Source organism: Cupriavidus sp. 05T41 (assembly GCF_056396525.1).
Genome location: NZ_JBFTLQ010000039.1, coordinates 74,757 through 91,830, shown reverse-complemented (window position 1 = coordinate 91,830; position 17,074 = coordinate 74,757). Strand labels below are relative to the sequence as shown.

Annotated in this window: 13 protein-coding genes; 1 reads left to right on the top strand and 12 read right to left on the bottom strand. The window is 67.1% G+C overall.

Features of this window, described 5'->3' with window-relative positions:
• Positions 1-29: 29 nt before the first annotated feature.
• The 6 genes from putA to AC1DKV_RS22600 all read right to left on the bottom strand — a co-directional run bounded on the left by putA (position 30) and on the right by AC1DKV_RS22600 (position 10,682).
• On the bottom strand, positions 30-4,028 hold the full coding sequence (putA, locus tag AC1DKV_RS22625; RefSeq protein ID WP_441612895.1) for a trifunctional transcriptional regulator/proline dehydrogenase/L-glutamate gamma-semialdehyde dehydrogenase: 3,999 nt from the start codon (positions 4,026-4,028) through the stop codon (positions 30-32).
• 174 nt (positions 4,029-4,202) lie between these two features.
• Positions 4,203-6,509, bottom strand: coding sequence for a primosomal protein N' (locus AC1DKV_RS22620; RefSeq protein ID WP_441612894.1), 2,307 nt, complete (start codon positions 6,507-6,509; stop codon positions 4,203-4,205).
• A gap of 571 nt (positions 6,510-7,080) precedes the next feature.
• On the bottom strand, positions 7,081-8,178 hold the full coding sequence (hemE, locus tag AC1DKV_RS22615) for a uroporphyrinogen decarboxylase (RefSeq protein WP_441612893.1): 1,098 nt from the start codon (positions 8,176-8,178) through the stop codon (positions 7,081-7,083).
• Between the two features lie 76 nt (positions 8,179-8,254).
• Entirely contained in the window at positions 8,255-9,211 is a 957-nt protein-coding gene (locus tag AC1DKV_RS22610; protein WP_441612892.1) for an alpha/beta hydrolase, read from the bottom strand.
• Between the two features lie 74 nt (positions 9,212-9,285).
• Positions 9,286-9,708, bottom strand: a complete 423-nt coding sequence (locus AC1DKV_RS22605) for a CoA-binding protein (protein WP_441613050.1) — start codon at positions 9,706-9,708, stop codon at positions 9,286-9,288.
• Between the two features lie 5 nt (positions 9,709-9,713).
• A complete protein-coding gene (locus AC1DKV_RS22600) occupies positions 9,714-10,682 on the bottom strand; it encodes an RsiV family protein (protein ID WP_477116283.1) in 969 nt (322 codons plus the stop codon).
• Positions 10,683-10,803: 121 nt separating this feature from the next.
• Here AC1DKV_RS22600 and AC1DKV_RS22595 point away from each other — a divergent pair, with 121 nt between their 5' ends.
• Entirely contained in the window at positions 10,804-11,082 is a 279-nt protein-coding gene (locus AC1DKV_RS22595) for a hypothetical protein (RefSeq protein ID WP_441612890.1), read from the top strand.
• 385 nt (positions 11,083-11,467) lie between these two features.
• Here the strand turns inward: AC1DKV_RS22595 and AC1DKV_RS22590 are convergent, their stop codons facing one another.
• From AC1DKV_RS22590 to AC1DKV_RS22565, 6 genes are all read right to left on the bottom strand, one after another.
• Positions 11,468-11,884 (bottom strand): F0F1 ATP synthase subunit epsilon, encoded by a 417-nt coding sequence (locus AC1DKV_RS22590; protein ID WP_441612889.1) that lies wholly within the window; start codon positions 11,882-11,884, stop codon positions 11,468-11,470.
• Between the two features lie 144 nt (positions 11,885-12,028).
• On the bottom strand, positions 12,029-13,432 hold the full coding sequence (atpD, locus tag AC1DKV_RS22585; RefSeq protein ID WP_441612888.1) for a F0F1 ATP synthase subunit beta: 1,404 nt from the start codon (positions 13,430-13,432) through the stop codon (positions 12,029-12,031).
• A gap of 33 nt (positions 13,433-13,465) precedes the next feature.
• Complete coding sequence (atpG, locus tag AC1DKV_RS22580; protein WP_441612887.1) at positions 13,466-14,341, bottom strand: F0F1 ATP synthase subunit gamma; 876 nt, start codon at positions 14,339-14,341, stop codon at positions 13,466-13,468.
• A 74-nt stretch (positions 14,342-14,415) separates the two neighbouring features.
• On the bottom strand, positions 14,416-15,957 hold the full coding sequence (gene atpA / locus AC1DKV_RS22575) for a F0F1 ATP synthase subunit alpha (RefSeq protein WP_441612886.1): 1,542 nt from the start codon (positions 15,955-15,957) through the stop codon (positions 14,416-14,418).
• Between the two features lie 50 nt (positions 15,958-16,007).
• Positions 16,008-16,547, bottom strand: a complete 540-nt coding sequence (locus tag AC1DKV_RS22570) for a F0F1 ATP synthase subunit delta (protein ID WP_441612885.1) — start codon at positions 16,545-16,547, stop codon at positions 16,008-16,010.
• Between the two features lie 2 nt (positions 16,548-16,549).
• The gene (locus AC1DKV_RS22565) at positions 16,550-17,020 is read right to left on the bottom strand and encodes a F0F1 ATP synthase subunit B (protein WP_441612884.1); all 471 of its coding nucleotides are present in this window, start codon (positions 17,018-17,020) and stop codon (positions 16,550-16,552) included.
• Between the last annotated feature and the right edge of the window lie 54 nt (positions 17,021-17,074).

Below are 17,074 nucleotides of genomic sequence, written 5' to 3'. Positions count from 1 at the left end.
TCGCGTCTCTTCGATCAACGCCCGGCCGGTCAGCCGATCGTCATCAAACTGGCATTGCCGCCCGCCGCCGCCGTATTGACGGAGAGCGAACGCTCGATCAACAAACGCTCGATGGCCACATTCGGTTCACCGTGCGCCAGGCCCTGGACCGAAATGATCGGGCCGGCGCGCGTGGCCAGTTGCTCGCTCACGGCGCGCAGCTGGTCGGAATCCCCGTGGTGCAGCACGGCATCGAATTCGGTGTCGCCCGCGGCCCAGTCGGGCACCAGGCGGACGCGCGATTGTACTGCCTTCGGCAGGCGCGCCGACAGCGTGCGCGCCATCGGGCTGTCCGGCCAGACCGCGCGGCTGCCGGCAGCCAGCACGGCCGCCAGCTGCATGGCCAGGTCGGCCTCCTGCTGGGCCAGGCACAGCACGGCCGCGCGCGGCAGCAGCGTGTACGTGTTGCGCTCGCCGGTGGGGCCGGGCAGCGTCACCGACAGGCCGGCCGGCGAGGCGGCGGCGAAGCGGTCGCACGCCGCGCCCAGCCCGGGCAGCGCGGCGCTCTCGCGCGCGGCCCATTCCTTGAGCATGCCCAGGGCATCGGTCATCGCCGCGCGCACCGGGCCGGGCTCGCCGGCGCCGTTCAGCACGTCCGAGGCGCGCACGGCGCGGGCCACGGCGTCCTGCGGGCAGACCGACAGCAGGCGGTGCAGGTAGAGCGGGCCGCCGGCCTTGGGGCCGGTGCCGGACAATCCTTCGCCGCCGAACGGCTGCACGCCGACCACCGCGCCGACCACATTGCGGTTGACGTAGAGGTTGCCCACTTCGGCGCGCTCGACGATATGCGCGATGGTCTCGTCGATGCGCGTATGGATGCCCATGGTGAGGCCGTAGCCGGTGCCGTTGATCTGGCCGAGCAGCGCGTCCAGGCCGGCGCGCTGGTAGCGCACCACGTGCAGCACCGGGCCGAATACCTCGCGCTGCAGCTCTTCGATGCTGTCGAGCTCGATCAGGGTGGGCGGCACGAAGGTGCCGTGGCGGGTGGCGGCATCCGCGGCTTCGCTGCGCTCGGCCTGGTGGATGCGGCGACCCTTGGCGCGCATGGCTTCGATATGGCGCAGGATGTTGTCGCGCGCTTCTTCGTCGATCACCGGGCCGACGTCGGTGGACAGGCGGTCGGGGTTGCCGATGGCGAGTTCGTTCATGGCGCCCTTGAGCATGGCCAGCACGCGGTCGGCCACTTCCTCCTGCAGGCACAGCACGCGCAGCGCCGAGCAGCGCTGGCCGGCCGAATCGAAGGCGGAGTTGACCACGTCGCCCACCACCTGCTCGGCCAGCGCCGAGGAGTCGACGATCATCGCGTTCTGCCCGCCGGTTTCCGCGATCAGCGGCACCGGGCGGCCGGCGGCGTCCAGGCGCCCGGCCACGCTGCGTTGCAGCAGGCGCGCCACTTCGGTGGAGCCGGTGAACATCACGCCCTTGACGCGTGCGTCGCCCACCAGCGCGGCGCCGACGGTCTCGCCGCGGCCCGGCAGCAGTTGCACGGCGCCGGCCGGCACGCCCGCTTCGCGCAGCAGGCGCACGGCCTGCGCGGCGATCAGCGGGGTCTGCTCGGCGGGCTTGGCCAGCACGGTATTGCCGGCGGCCAGCGCGGCCGCGACCTGGCCGGTGAAGATGGCCAGCGGGAAATTCCACGGGCTGATGCAGACCACGGGGCCGAGCGGGCGGTGCGTGTCGCTGGAGAAGGTCTCGCGCACCTGCGCCGCGTAGTAGCGCAGGAAGTCCACGGCCTCGCGCACTTCGGCGATGGCGTTGGAGAAGGTCTTGCCGGCCTCGCGCATGATGACGCCCATCAGGGACTGCATCTGCGCTTCCATCAGTTCGGCGGCCCGCTCCAGCGCCGCGGCGCGCACGTCGGCCGGCGTGGCCTGCCAGATCGGCGCAGCCTTGACCGCGGCCTGCAGCGCGGCTTCCACTTCGGCCATGCTGGCTTCGGTGACATGCCCGACGACGTCGCGCAGGTCGGCCGGGTTGCGCACCGGCACCGGCTGGTTCGCTTCCGAGCCGGGCGCGGCTTCGCCGCCGAGCAGCGGCGCCGCGGCAACCGCCTCGCTGGTCCCGGCCAGCAGCGCCGACGACAGCGAAGCCAGGCGATGCTCGTTGGACAAATCGATGCCGGCGGAATTGGCGCGCGACTGGCCATACAGCTCGCGCGGCTGCGGGATGCGCGGGTGCGGCAGGCCGAGGCCGCCCTCCTCGGCATGCATGCGCTCGACCACGGTGACCGGATCGGCCACCAGTTCATCCAGCGAAATGGTTTCGTCGGCGATGCGGTTGACGAAGGAGGTATTGGCGCCGTTCTCCAGCAGGCGGCGCACCAGGTAGGCCAGCAGCGTCTCGTGCGTGCCCACCGGGGCGTAGATGCGGCACGGGCGGTTGAACTTGCCGTCGGCCAGCGGCCCGACCACCTGGTCGTACAGCGGCTCGCCCATGCCGTGCAGGCACTGGAACTCGTACTGGCCGGGGTAGTAGTTGTGGCCGGCGATCTGGTAGATCGCCGCCAGCGTATGCGCATTGTGGGTGGCGAATTGGGGGTAGATCACGTCCGGCACCGACAGCAGCTTGCGCGCGCATGCCACGTAGGACACGTCGGTGTAGACCTTGCGCGTGTAGACCGGATAGCCCTCCAGGCCGTCCACCTGGGCGCGCTTGATCTCGCTATCCCAGTAGGCGCCCTTGACCAGGCGGATCATCAGGCGGTGGCGGCTGCGGCGGGCCAGGTCGATCAGGTAGTCGATGACGAACGGGCAGCGCTTCTGGTAGCCCTGCACGACGAAGCCGATGCCGTTCCAGCCGGCCAGCTCGGGCTCGAAGCACAGCCGCTCGAGCAGGTCCAGCGAGATCTCCAGGCGGTCGGCTTCCTCGGCGTCGATATTGATGCCGATGTCGTACTGGCGGGCCAGCAGCGTGAGCGACTTGAGGCGGCCGTACAACTCGCTGACCACGCGCTCGTGCTGGGCACGGCTGTAGCGCGGGTGCAGCGCGGAGAGCTTGATCGAGATGCCGGGGCCTTCGTAGATGCCGCGCCCGCGCGAGGCCTGGCCGATGGCATGGATGGCCTGTTCGTAGGACGCCAGGTAGCGCAGCGCGTCTTCCTCGGTCATGGCGGCTTCGCCGAGCATGTCGTAGGAGTAGCGGAAGCCTTCGGCCTCGTACTTGCGCGCGTTGGCGAGCGCCTCGGAAATGGTCTCGCCGGTGACGAACTGCTCGCCCATGAGGCGCATCGCCATGTCCACGCCCTTGCGGATCAGCGGCTCGCCGCCCTTGCCGATGATGCGGGTCAGGGCCTTGGACAGGCCGGCTTCGGTGTGGGTGGCAACCAGGCGGCCGGTCAGCAGCAGGCCCCAGGTGGCCGCGTTGACGAACAGCGACGGGCTCTGGCCCAGGTGCGACTGCCAGTTGGCGCCGCTGATCTTGTCGCGGATCAGCGCGTCGCGCGTGGCCTTGTCCGGGATGCGCAGCAGCGCCTCGGCCAGGCACATCAGCGCCACGCCTTCCTGGGACGAGAGCGAGAATTCCTGGATCAGGCCCTGCACCAGTCCTTCGCGGCCGGTGCCGACCTTGCGCTCGCGCAGGCGGGTGGCCAGCGTGCGGGCCATCGCGAGCGCGGCCTCGGCCTGCTGCTGCGGCAGCCGGGCCTGCTCGAGCAGCACGGGCACGCACTCGGTCTCGGGGCGGCGGTAGCCGGCAGTGATCGCAGCGCGCAGCACCGACTGCGGCTGCACGCTCTGGGCGAACTCGAGGAATGGCTGGGGCGCGCCCTCGCCCGCCGCGTCGAAGCCATCCGCGCCGTCCGCCGCGCCATCCGCCGGCGTGCCGGACGCGCCGGCCTCGGCCGGCACATGGCCGCGCTCGACCTGCTCCAGGTACGTGAAGATAGCCTGCTTGATCAGCCAGTGGGGCGTGCGGTCGATCGACTGGGCAACGCGCTTGAGGCGCTCGCGGGATGCGTCGTCCAGCTTGACGCCGAGGGTGGTGGTGGCCATGCGCTTGATTCTCCGAAGGATGCGGATGCAAGGCGCCCGATCTCCCGGATACGCCTGCCGATGGGCGCGATCATACTCCGCGGGAAACCGAAGGTGCAACTAGGTACAACCACTCATTCTGAATCCGGATGCGGGTTGCACCCAACCCGTCGCCGCGCCGGCCGTCAACGGTGCTCAAATACGAAGCGGGTCGATCTCCAGTTGCCACCGCACGCCCTTCGCATCGGCCAGCGCGTCACCGAAAGTTTGCACCCACTCGTCCACAAACCGCTGCAATGCGGCCCTTGAGGTACTTTCCACCAGCATCTGCGCACGCTCGCGGTTGGCCACGCGCACCATCGACATCGGCACCGGGTCGTGGAGTTGCACCTCAGGCGCCAGGCGGCAGGAGTCGGCACGATTGCGGGCGCTCTGCAGGAAGGCCAGCGCGCGCTCCAGCTGGCCGTGCTCGGCCGTGACGAGCACCTGGTACGCGAACGGGGGCAACCCGGCCTGGCGCCGCTCGCGCAACTGCGCGGCAGCGAATCCATCATAGTCATGGCGAACCAGTGCCTGCAATGCCGATGCATCCGGATAGCGGGTCTGGATCAGCACCTCGCCGGCCAGCCCGGCGCGGCCGGCACGGCCGGCCACCTGCATCAGCGAGGCGAACAGGTGCTCGGCCGCGCGGAAGTCGTGGCTGAACATGGCGGCGTCCGGGTGCACGATGCCGACCAGCGTCACACGCTGGAAGTCGTGCCCCTTGGCGACCATCTGCGTACCCACCAGGATGTCCACCTCGCCGGCATGGACCTCGTCGAACATTGCCTGGGCGCTGCCTTTGCGGCGCGTGGAGTCCGCGTCGATGCGCGCGATGCGGGCCTGTGGAAAACGTGCCGCCAAGGCTTCCTCGATCCGCTGCGTGCCGCGCCCGAGCGGCGCAATATCCACATCACCGCAGTCCGGACAATGATGGGGCACGGGCGATTCCAGCCCGCAGTGGTGGCAGCGCAGCCGGCGCTCGGGCCGGTGCAGCACCAGGTAGGCGGAACAACGCGGGCAACCCGACAGCCAGCCGCAACTGCCGCAGGCGAGCACGGGCGCGTAGCCGCGCCGGTTGAGGAACAGCAGGCTCTGCTCGCCACGCGCCAGGCGGGCCTCGATGGCGCTCAGCAGCGGCACCGAGAGCCCTTCGAAGAGCGCGCGCTGGCGCTGGCGCTCCTGGTTCAGGTCGACCAGCCGCACTACCGGCAGCGCCGCGTCGGCCTGGGCGCGCTCGCGCAGCACCAGCTTGCGGTAGGCGCCCTGCTCTGCGCGCCACCAGGTTTCCATCGACGGCGTGGCCGAGCCCAGCACGACGGCGATGCCGAGCTGCTTGGCACGCCAGATGGCCAGGTCCCGCGCGGAGTAGCGCAGGCCCTCCTGCTGCTTGTAGGAGGTGTCGTGCTCCTCGTCCACCACGATCAGGGCGAGATGCGGCAGCGAGGCCATCACCGCCATGCGGGTGCCGAGCACGATGCGGGCCTCGCCCCGGTGCGCGGCCAGCCATTGCAGCGTGCGCTCCTGGTCAGCCAGGCCGCTGTGCAGCACCGCCAGCGGCAACTGCGGGAAGCGCGCGGCGATGCGGCCCTGCAATTGCGGCGTGAGGTTGATTTCGGGCACCAGCATCAGTACCTGCGCCTGCGGGTCGCGCGCCAGGGCTTCGGCCATGGCGTGCAGGTAGACCTCGGTCTTGCCGCTGCCGGTCACGCCGTGCAGCAGGAAGGGCGCGAAGCCCTGCGCCTGGCTGATCGCCTCCACGGCCGCGCGCTGCTCGTCGTGCAACGGTGGCGCGACCGAAGGTTCGCTGTCGGCTGCAATGTCCAGCAGCGGCTGGTCGGCGTGGCTGGCGCTGACCCAGCCGGCCGCCGTCCATTCGGCCAGGCGGGCCGGGGCGGCGCTGCACAAGGCACGCGCCTCGGCCGCGGAAAGTGCCGCACCCGCCCCGGCGGCGGCCACCAGGGCCTGCGCCAGGGCCAGCACGGTGCGGGCACGCGCCGGCACGGCTGCCAGCAGGGCCGGCTCGTGGCCCGGTATCAAGCGGTAATGCTCGCAGCGGGCCCGTAGCGCCAGCCGCGGCCAGCTCTCGGCCTCGCGCAGCCCCGGGGGCAGCGCCGGGAGCATGACCTCGCCGAGACAGCGGTGATAGTAGAGCGAGGAGAACCGGGCCAGCGCGATCCAGTGCGCGCCCAGCGGCGGCAGCCAGTCGAGGCGCTGGGCGACAGGCCGCAGCCGATCGGGCGGCACTTCGGAATGGGCCGAACGGGCCACTGCCACGCCGACCATCAGGCGGCGCCCGAAGGGCACGGTCACCAGGTCGCCAGGCTGGATCTCCGGCGGGGCGAGATAATCGAAGACATCGTCGGCCGGCGTATCGAGCGCCACCCGCACGATGGCAAGCGGCGCGTCATCGGCGGCAGATGACGCTTCCGGGCCGGAGGCGGGGAGTGTCGGGGCGTTCACGCCCTGGCTCCGGCGCGCAGCACTGGGTACGGCCCAGATTGGGGCAAGGCGGCGGGCAAGCTGGCCCAATGCGGGTGCAAGGCAGCGCTGGGCCGCTTTCCAGACAAATTAAGTGTGCGGCGCAGCATCAACTTAAAGTAACGCTTCAAATGTGCCCCTAAGTCGATGATAGATGGCCGCTTTTCCCGCTGGCGCGCAGTGCCTGTGGATAACTTTGTTGAAAACTCGTCCGGCGTTCCCGCCAAGCCCCGTAAATCAAGGCTCCCACTGGCATTCCGGCGTCAGCCTGATCAGATGCAATTCCTTTTAAATCAAGGACTTGCGAGCCTCCCTCAGATGAGTTAAGGACTAACCCGCTCTTGCACTGCGGAAAACCCATTGATGTGCATAAGTCAAGCCTTGACAAGCGCGAACCGGCACCGAAAGAGCGAAAAATTGCAAAATAGTTTACTTGACAGCGCTTCGTGCCAGCCTCCCGCGCCACCCGGCTTCGGGAACGCGCCGCAGGCGTCACGCTCGCTGCGCCGCACAGCCGCCGCCGCCCGGCCGGCGGCGGGGCGTGCACCACGTATCACCCCGCGCTGGCCCGCAGCTGGCGGCTGTAGCGATGCACCTCGTCCACCAGCACCGTGACATTCTCAGGCGGCGTGAACTGGGAGATGCCATGGCCGAGGTTGAACACATGGCCGTCGCTGCCGCCGCCGGCGGCGTAGCTGTCGAGCACGCCGCGCACCTGCGTGCGGATGGCGGATTCCGGCGCGAACAGCACATTGGGGTCGATATTCCCCTGCAGGGCGACCTGGCCGCCGGTACGGCGGCGCGCCTGCTGCAGGTTGACCGTCCAGTCGAGTCCGAGCGCGTCGGCCCCGATGCCGGCCAGTTCTTCCAGCCACAGGCCGCCGCCCTTGGTGAAGACGATCACCGGCACTTGCTGGCCGTCTTGCTCGCGCTTGAGCCCGGCCACCACCTGGCGCATATAGGCCAGCGAGAACGCCTGGTACATGCCGTCGGCCAGCGTGCCGCCCCAGGTATCGAACAGCATCACGGCCTGCGCGCCGGCCTCGATCTGTGCGTTCAGGTAGGCGGATACGGCGCGCGCGTTGATCTCCAGGATGCGGTGCATCAGGTCCGGGCGGCTGTACATCATGCTCTTGACGGTGCGGAAATCCGAAGAGCCGGCGCCTTCGACCATATAGCAGGCCAGCGTCCAGGGGCTGCCCGAAAAGCCGATCAGCGGCACGCGCTGGCGGCCGTCCTGCACGAGCGCACGCCGGATCTCGCTGACCGCGTCGAACACATAGCGCAGCGAGGCCATGTCGGGCACCGCCAGCTTCATCACGTCGGCTTCGGTGCGCAACGGACGGGCAAAGCGCGGCCCCTCGCCCTGCGCGAACGACAGGCCCAGGCCCATGGCGTCAGGCACGGTGAGGATGTCGGAGAAGAGGATGGCCGCGTCGAGCGGGTAGCGCTCGAGCGGCTGCAGCGTCACCTCGGTGGCATAGGCCGGGTCCTTGGCCAGCCCGAGAAAGCTGCCGGCGCGCGCGCGCGTGGCGTTGTACTCGGGCAGGTAGCGGCCGGCCTGTCGCATCAGCCACAGCGGGGTGTACTCGGTAGGCTGCCGGCGCAGTGCGCGCAGGAAGGTATCGTTCTGCAGTGCGGTCATGGTCATCCTCGTAAGACCGCCATTCTACGGGATGCCCGCGCCGCGTTCCTCCCCGCCGTGCGGCGGCGTCGGCGCATTTGCGTCAAATGTCGTCCGCCAGTTCCTTGAAGGCCTGCGCGGCGCGGCGCATCCATTCGCGCGCGCGCGGCACATCGGGCTGCAGGCGGGCGAAACCATGCGTCATGCCACTGGCTTCCAGCGTGATCACGGCTGCGCCGTAGCGCACCAGGTAGTCGGCGTAGGCCAGGCCGTCGTCGCGCAGCACGTCATTGGCCGCCACCACCACCACGCTGGCGGGCGGCAGGTGCCTTGGCGCCGCGCCCATGAGGTGGATGCGCGTGTCTTCGATGGCGGCGCCCGCGGCGAGTTGCTCCGCGCCGATGAACTGGGTCCAGAACCAGGCCATTTCGTCACGCGTGAGGCCAGGGCCGTCGGCAAAGGCGCGATAGCTCTCGGTGGCAAGGGCCGGCGCCGTCACCGGATAGATCAGCAGTTGGGCGTTGACCAGCCCGGGATGTCCGTGCGCGTTCGCCCAGCGCGCCGCCTGCGCCGCCAGGTGGCCACCGGCGCTGTCGCCGGCCACGGCCAGGAAGCGGGTATCGAGGCGCAGCCGCGCGCGTTGCTCGGCGAACCAGAGCAACGACTGCAGCGCGTCGTCGCACGGCGCGGGAAACGGATGCTCCGGGGCGAGCCGGTAGTCGATGCTGGCGACGGCGCAGCCGGTATCGGCAGCCAGCAGCGCCGCCACGGTGTGATGCGTCTCGTGCGAGCCGACCACCCACCCGCCGCCATGGAAGTAGACCATGAGGCGCGGCTCCGTCACGCCCTCCGGGCGGTACAGGCGTGCCGCCAGCGTACGGCCGGGCAGCGCGATCTCCAGATCCGTGACGACGAGGCCTTCGGGGTCCGGCACCAGCGAAGTCGCTGCGATTTCGGCGAAGCGGGCGCGACGGCCCGCGGCATCGGCCGGCGCGGGTTGGCCGGCATAGCGCTCGGCAAGCCGGCGGTAATAGTCGAGGAGCTGGGGATCGATGGCCATGGCTGGGTCGGACGGGTTGATGGGGTCGCGGCGCAAGGCGCCTGCAACCCCGCAGTGTAGCGGCGTTCGCGCCTTCAGGCGTCCGCGTGCATCAGCTCGATCTTGGCGCAACGGTCCTGCACCGCGAGCAGCCCGGCGGCTCGGGCGCGGGCGAAGGCCTCGTCGTTGACGATGCCGAGTTGCAGCCAGACGCCGCGCGCACCGATGGCGATGGCGTCGTCCACCACCGGCGGCACGTCGTCGGCGCGGCGGAAGATGTCCACCCAGTCGATGCGCTGCCCTTCGGCGGCCAGTGCCCGCGCCGCGTCGGCCAGGCTGGCATGGCAGGTCTGCCCCAGGATACGCGCGCCGGCATGGTTGGGATTGACCGGCACGATGCGATAGCCGCGTGCCTGCATGAAGGCGGCCACTTCGTGGCTGGCGCGGGCCGGGTTGTCGGACAGGCCCGCCACGGCGACGGTCTTCATCGCCAGCATGTCCCGGATGGCTGTCTGCATCTCGCTCACGTCTGCGTTTCCTTCGGTTCGGGTTGGGGGGATTCTTCGCGGCTTGTGCCGGGCGGGCGGGCGCAGCCGCCCAGCCGAGCAAACGGCACCGCCACCTGGTAGGCGCCCTGTGCGAACGGTCCCACCGCATAGGGTGCATAGTGCAGCACCAGCCCGCCGCGGTACAGCGTATAGGGAGTGCGGTCATCGCGCAGCGCCTGGTCGTCGAGTGCGCCGCGCTCCGGGTGGGCCGCGCCCTGCTGCGTCAGCGACGCTTGCAGCTCCGCGTTGAGCTTGCGCACGCAGCCTTTGCCTCCCAACAGGTCGGCGAGCCGGATTGGCGCATAGGCGGGCCGGCCGTCCCTGCCGGCATCGTTGCGCCACGTTGCGCCGGCGTAGTCCAGGCTGCCGTGCGCACCGCCGCTGTAGCGCCAGGTGGTACGCAACAGGCTGACCGCATCGGCATCAAGCCTGACGAGTTCCACCGCGCTACGGCATTCCAGCTCGCCCTCGCCGCAGCCGCTGGTACGCAGGGAGGCGATCAGCGCGTCGATGTCCTGCCGACCGGTTTCGGGATAGCGTTCTGCAAGGCGCGCCCCCGCCACCTCCGCCTTGTTCTCGCGATAGACTGCCTTGCGCGTCAGCACGAGCTGGCGCGCGCTGCCATCGGGACTTGTCCACAGCCCGTTGGCGGTGTGCCTGTCGGCAGAGAGCGTGCCCTCGAAACGGGCGCCATCGCTTGCTTCGGCGGAGTCGAGGGAGGGGGGGAAAGCCGCCTGCTCGCGCAGGCTCAGGGCGCCGCCCGATGTCAATTGGCCATCCAGCTGGCGAGGGATGGCCGAGAGCATTGAATCGTAACGAACGGTTCCGTCGACTATATCGGTCCCGGCGCGTGGAAATATCGTCAGCGATACCTGCTCGCCACCGCCGAGATCGCCCTGCCAGAAGGAACCGGCGAGCGTGTGCGGGCTGTCCGCGCGCGCCACGCCGCTTGCCGCCGGCGCGCCAGCGACAAGCCCCGCGAGGCCAAGCTGCACAAGGGCATTTCGTACCTGGGCGCGGGGGCGGCGGGAAACGGGAAAGACAGGAAAGGCGGAAAAGGACGGCATGGCAATCGGCGGCCAGACCGCGAGGCGGATGGCTGGGTCAGCGAAAGCAATGGGACTGGCGTGGTCCGGCGATGTTCCCGCTGCGATGCAGCAAAACGGCCGATATGAGATTAAAGAGGCTTATTTGGCTGACATTTCGGTTACGGCGTTTTCAACTTCTTGCAAACCGATACATTTTGTTACTGCCATCCCCAAAAGTTTCCCCCACAATGCTTTAACACAATCAGTTTTTTGTGAAGGCGTTCCCTCCCCCAAACAGAAAGGGAGGGCGTCGTGAAGAAAGCCTTTAGGAAGCATTCCCACCCAGATTGACCGGATCGCAGGCGACGCCTGCGGTCGGTGTACCAGGTTGAGATTGTTGGCGCGCTCCGTTTCCGGCTGGTTGGATCGTCTGATTGCGATCGGTACCGCCTGACCGGATGCCTGACCACCTTGCCGTATGGAAAGTGGCTGGCGCCTGTTGGATGACCTGGACCTTACCCGTTCCTTCGAATTGACCCCTCGAAGGGATTTTCCCGTCCGCGCGGAGCCTCCCCGGCCCGCGCGCTTTTTTTTGGTCTGAGCCGACAGAATAGTCGCAGGCTCATGAAAAAGGCAGCCTTGCGGCTGCCTTTTTTCTCGCCACTGCCAAAAAACAACAGGCGGGGCGAGACTGCCTTTTCTCAGCGCTTGCGACGCAGGCGCGCGATGGCTGCCAGTTGCGCAGTAGCCACAGCCAGCTCGCCCTGCGCACGTGCCAGGTCGAGATCGCTGCTCTGGTTCTGCATCAGCTCCTCGGCGGCGCGCTTGGCTTCCTGCGCCTTGGCTTCGTCGAGGTCGCCACCGCGGATCGCGGTGTCCGCCAGCACGGTGACGTGCTTGGGTTGCACTTCGAGGATGCCGCCGGCCACGAACACGAACTCTTCGCTACCGTCTTCCTTCTCGATGCGCACTGCGCCCGGCTGGATACGCGTGATCAGCGGCGTATGGCCCGGCAGGATACCCAGCTCGCCCGACTCGCCCGGCAGTGCCACGAACCTCGCCTGACCGGAGAAGATCGACGATTCGGCGCTGACGACGTCTACAAGAATGGTTGCCATGTGAATTCCTTTGTCCCTGAAAGCTTCGGCTTCCCGTTGCCAGGAAGCAAGTATTCCGCCCTTGGGGCCGAGCGTGACCCGCCTCGGACATTGTGCTGTCCGGGGCGGGCCGCCGCTACGACGCCCGCAGGCGAAAGACGCCGCTTACTGGAGCTTCTTGGCCTTCTCGAAGGCTTCGTCGATCGAACCGACCATGTAGAACGCTTGCTCCGGCAGGTGATCGCACTCGCCGTCCACCAGCATCTTGAAGCCACGGATGGTTTCCTTCAGCGGCACGTACTTGCCCGGCGAACCCGTGAACACTTCCGCGACGTGGAAGGGCTGCGACAGGAAACGCTGGATCTTACGAGCGCGCGACACGGCCTGCTTGTCTTCCGGCGACAGTTCGTCCATGCCCAGAATCGCGATGATGTCGCGCAGTTCCTTGTAGCGCTGCAGCGTTTGCTGCACGCGACGGGCCACGTCGTAGTGCTCCTGACCCACCACTTGCGGGTCGAGCTGACGCGAGGTCGAATCGAGCGGATCGACGGCCGGGTAGATACCCAGCGCGGCGATGTCACGCGACAGCACGACGGTCGAGTCCAGGTGCAGGAAGGTGGTGGCAGGCGACGGGTCGGTCAAGTCATCCGCAGGCACGTACACGGCCTGGATCGACGTGATCGAGCCGGTCTTGGTCGAGGTGATGCGCTCTTGCAGCTTGCCCATTTCCTCGGCCAGCGTCGGCTGGTAACCCACTGCGGAAGGCATACGGCCCAGCAGTGCCGACACTTCGGTACCGGCCAGCGTGTAGCGGTAGATGTTGTCGACGAAGAACAGGATGTCACGGCCTTCGTCGCGGAACTTCTCGGCCATGGTCAGGCCGGACAGTGCCACGCGCAGACGGTTGCCCGGCGGCTCGTTCATCTGGCCGAACACCATGGCCACCTTGTCGAGAACGTTCGAGTCCTTCATTTCGTGGTAGAAGTCGTTCCCTTCACGGGTACGCTCGCCCACGCCGGCGAACACCGACAAACCGCTGTGCTGCTTGGCGATGTTGTTGATGAGCTCCATCATGTTCACGGTCTTGCCGACACCGGCGCCGCCGAACAGACCCACCTTGCCACCCTTTGCGAACGGGCACACCAGGTCGATCACCTTGATGCCGGTTTCCAGCAGGTCCACGGAAGGCGACAGTTCGTCGAACTTCGGGGCCTTCTGGTGGATCGCGCGCAGTTCTTCCGAAGCGATCGGGCCGGCGTCGTCGATCGGACGACCCAGCACGTCCATGATGCGGCCCAGGGTGCCCTGGCCAACCGGCACCGAGATCGGCGCGCCGGTGCTCTTCACTGCCATGCCGCGGCGCAGGCCGTCCGACGAACCCAGGGCAATGGTACGCACCACGCCGTCACCCAGCTGTTGCTGCACTTCGAAGGTCAGGCCCTTCTCGGCGAACGAGGCTTCGTTGCTCTCTTCCAGCACGAGCGCGTCGTACACCTTCGGCAGCGCGTCGCGGGGGAACTCGATGTCCACCACGGCGCCAATACACTGCACAATATTTCCGATACTCATTTCGTATCTCCGATAGCTTGAATACTTGACGCCTTAGACGGCTGCGGCACCGCTGACGATTTCCGACAGTTCCTTGGTGATCGCTGCCTGACGGGTCTTGTTGTAGACCAGTTGCAGTTCGCCGATCACGTTCTTGGCGTTGTCGGATGCCGCCTTCATGGCCACCATGCGCGCCGATTGCTCGGACGCCATGTTCTCGGCCACGGCCTGGTACACCAGCGCTTCGACGTAGCGGACCAACAGTTCTTCCACCACGGTCTGGGCGTCGGGCTCGTAGATGTAATCCCACGAGTAGGCGCGCTTTTCATCTTCGGTCTGGGCAAACTTGTCGGCGGGGAGCGGCAGCAGCTGCTCCACCATCGGCTCCTGTTTCATCGTATTGATGAACTTGGTGTAAGCCAGGTACACGGCATCGACCTCACCATTGGTGAAAGCGTCGAGCTGGACCTTGATCGCGCCGATCAGTTTTTCCAGATGCGGGGTGTCACCGAGCTGCACCACGTGCGAAACCACCTTGGCGCCGACGCGGCCCAGGAACTGCATGCCCTTGGAACCGATGGCGGTGCTTTGCACCTGCACGCCGCGGTTCTGCAGCTCACGCAGCTCATTGGTGACCGCGCGCAGCACGTTCGTGTTCATGCCACCGCACAGACCCTTGTCGGTCGTCACCACGATCATGCCGGCGCGCTTGACTTCGCGTGCCACCATGAAGGGGTGCTTGAACTCGGGGTTGGCCGAAGCCAGGTGCGCCGCGATATTGCGCACTTTCTCGGCATAGGGACGGGCGTTGCGCATCCGTTCCTGCGCCTTGCGCATCTTGGACGCGGCGACCATCTCCATCGCCTTGGTGATCTTGCGCGTGTTTTGCACGCTCTTGATCTTGGTTCGAATTTCTTTCGTTCCGGCCATATCTTCCTCTCCATTCGTGCCGCGCCGGCACCGTCATGGCAACGGTGCCGGCGCAGTTTCGTGGAATTGCGCGGTTAGAACGCGGCGGACTTCTTGAAATCCTCGATCGCTGCACGCAGCGCGGCTTCATCTTCCTTCGACAGATCCTTGGTATCTTCGATGCGGTTGATGAGGTCGGCGTACTTGGTCTTCAGATGGTCGTGCAGGCCCTTCTCGAACGGGAGAATGTCCTTCACTTCCACGTTGTCGAGGAAGCCGTTGTTGGCTGCGTACAGCGACGCGGCCAGCTGCCACACCTGCAGGGGCAGGTACTGCGCCTGCTTGAGCAGTTCGGTCACGCGGCGGCCGCGCTCCAGCTGCTTGCGGGTGGCATCGTCCAGGTCGGAAGCGAACTGCGCGAACGCAGCCAGCTCACGGTACTGGGCCAGGTCGGTACGGATACCGCCGGACAGCTTCTTGACGACCTTGGTCTGGGCGGCACCACCAACGCGCGACACCGAGATACCGGCGTTGATTGCGGGGCGGATACCAGCGTTGAACAGGTCGGTTTCCAGGAAGATCTGGCCGTCGGTGATCGAGATCACGTTGGTCGGCACGAAGGCGGACACGTCGCCAGCCTGCGTTTCGATCACGGGCAGCGCGGTCAGCGAGCCGGTCTTGCCGGTCACGGCACCCTTGGTGAACTTCTCGACGTAGTCGGCGTTCACGCGGGCTGCGCGCTCGAGCAGACGCGAGTGCAGGTAGAACACGTCGCCGGGGTAAGCTTCGCGGCCCGGCGGGCGGCGCAGCAGCAGCGACACCTGGCGGTAGGCCCAGGCTTGCTTGGTCAGGTCGTCATAGACGATCAGCGCGTCTTCGCCGCGGTCGCGGAAGTACTCGCCCATCGTGCAGCCGGCGTAGGCAGCCAGATACTGCATGGCGGCGGAGTCCGAAGCCGTTGCGGCGATGACGATGGTGTATTCCATCGCGCCGAGTTCTTCGAGCTTGCGCACCACGTTGTTCACGGTCGAAGCCTTCTGACCGATTGCCACGTACACGCAGAAGACGCCCTTGCCCTTCTGGTTGATGATGGCGTCGACAGCCACGGCGGTCTTGCCGGTCTGGCGGTCGCCAATGATCAGCTCGCGCTGGCCACGGCCGATAGGCACCATCGCGTCGATCGACTTCAGGCCGGTCTGCACCGGCTGGCTAACCGACTGACGTGCGATCACGCCAGGGGCAACCTTTTCGATAACGTCGAATTCCTTGGCGTTGATCGGGCCCTTGCCGTCGATCGGCTGGCCCAGCGTGTTGACCACGCGGCCGAGCAATTCGCGGCCGACCGGCACTTCCAGAATGCGGCCGGTGCACTTGACCGGGTCGCCTTCCGAAATGTGTTCGTAGTCGCCCAGCACCACGGCGCCGACAGAGTCGCGCTCGAGGTTCAGCGCGAGGCCGAAGGTGTTGCCGGGGAATTCCAGCATCTCGCCCTGCATCACGCCGGACAGGCCGTGCACGCGGCAGATACCATCGGTCACGGAGATAACCGTGCCGGTGTTGCGCACTTCAGCGTCGGCGCCAAGACCCGAGATGCGGGACTTGATCAGCTCGCTGATTTCTGAGGGGTTCAGTTGCATAACAATGCTCCTAATTCTTCAATCCGTCGGCCGGTGAGCGCTTGCGCGCATCAGGCGGTCAGCGCGACTTGCATCGCAGCCAGGCGCGCACGCACGGAGGTGTCGAGGACTTCGTCGCCAACCTTGACGCGCACACCGCCGATCAGCGACGGGTCTACCGCAACCGAGGGCTGCAGCTTGCGGCCGAACTTGCGTTCGAGCGCGGCGACGAGGTCGGTCAGGGTTGCGCCTTCGATGGGGAAGGCACTCGTGATCTCGACATCGGCCGACCCTTCACGGGCGTTCTTGAGCGCATGGAACTGCTCGGCGATTTCCGGCAACACGGCCAGGCGGTGGTTGTCCACCAGCAGGCCGACAAAGCGCTTGGCTTCGTCATTGACCGGAGATTTCAGGGCCGACAGGAACAGTGCAGCCAGCTTGTCGCCGTGCACGTTCGGATCGCCAGCCACCGCCTTCATGTCGGGATTGGCGGCGACTTGCCCCATTTCCGACACCAGCTCGGACCATGCATCCAGATTGCCGCTCGATTCGGTCGCGACGCGGAACAGCGCCTCGGCGTAGGGACGGGCAATGGTTGCGGTTTCAGCCATGATTAGAGCTCAGCCTTGAGTTGATTGAGCAGGTCGGAGTGGACCTGCGCGTTCACTTCGCGCTTGAGGATCTGCTCGGCACCCTTGACGGCCAGCACGGCAACCTGGTCGCGCAGCTGTTCGCGCGCGCGGGTGACTTGCTGGTCCGCTTCGGCCTTGGCCTGGGCAATGATGCGTGCGGCTTCCGCCTGGGCGTTATGCTTGATCTCGTCTGCCGTCAGCTGGGCGCGCTTCTCGGCGTCGGCGACGCGTTGAGCACCTTCGGTGCGGGCTTCGGCCAGGGCCTGGTCCACACGCTTGTTGGCGAGTTCGAGCTCAGCCTTGCCCTTTTCGGCAGCGGCGAGGCCATCGGCGATCTTCTTTGCGCGTTCGTCGAGCGCCTTCACCAGCGGCGGCCAAATGAATTTGGCAACTACCCACCACAGGATGAAGAACACGACCATCTGCGCAAGAAACGTTGCGTTCAGATTCATGGTGTGTTCCTTTCGGTAATCAAACTACAGATAAATGCGCAAGGGCGGCCAGGC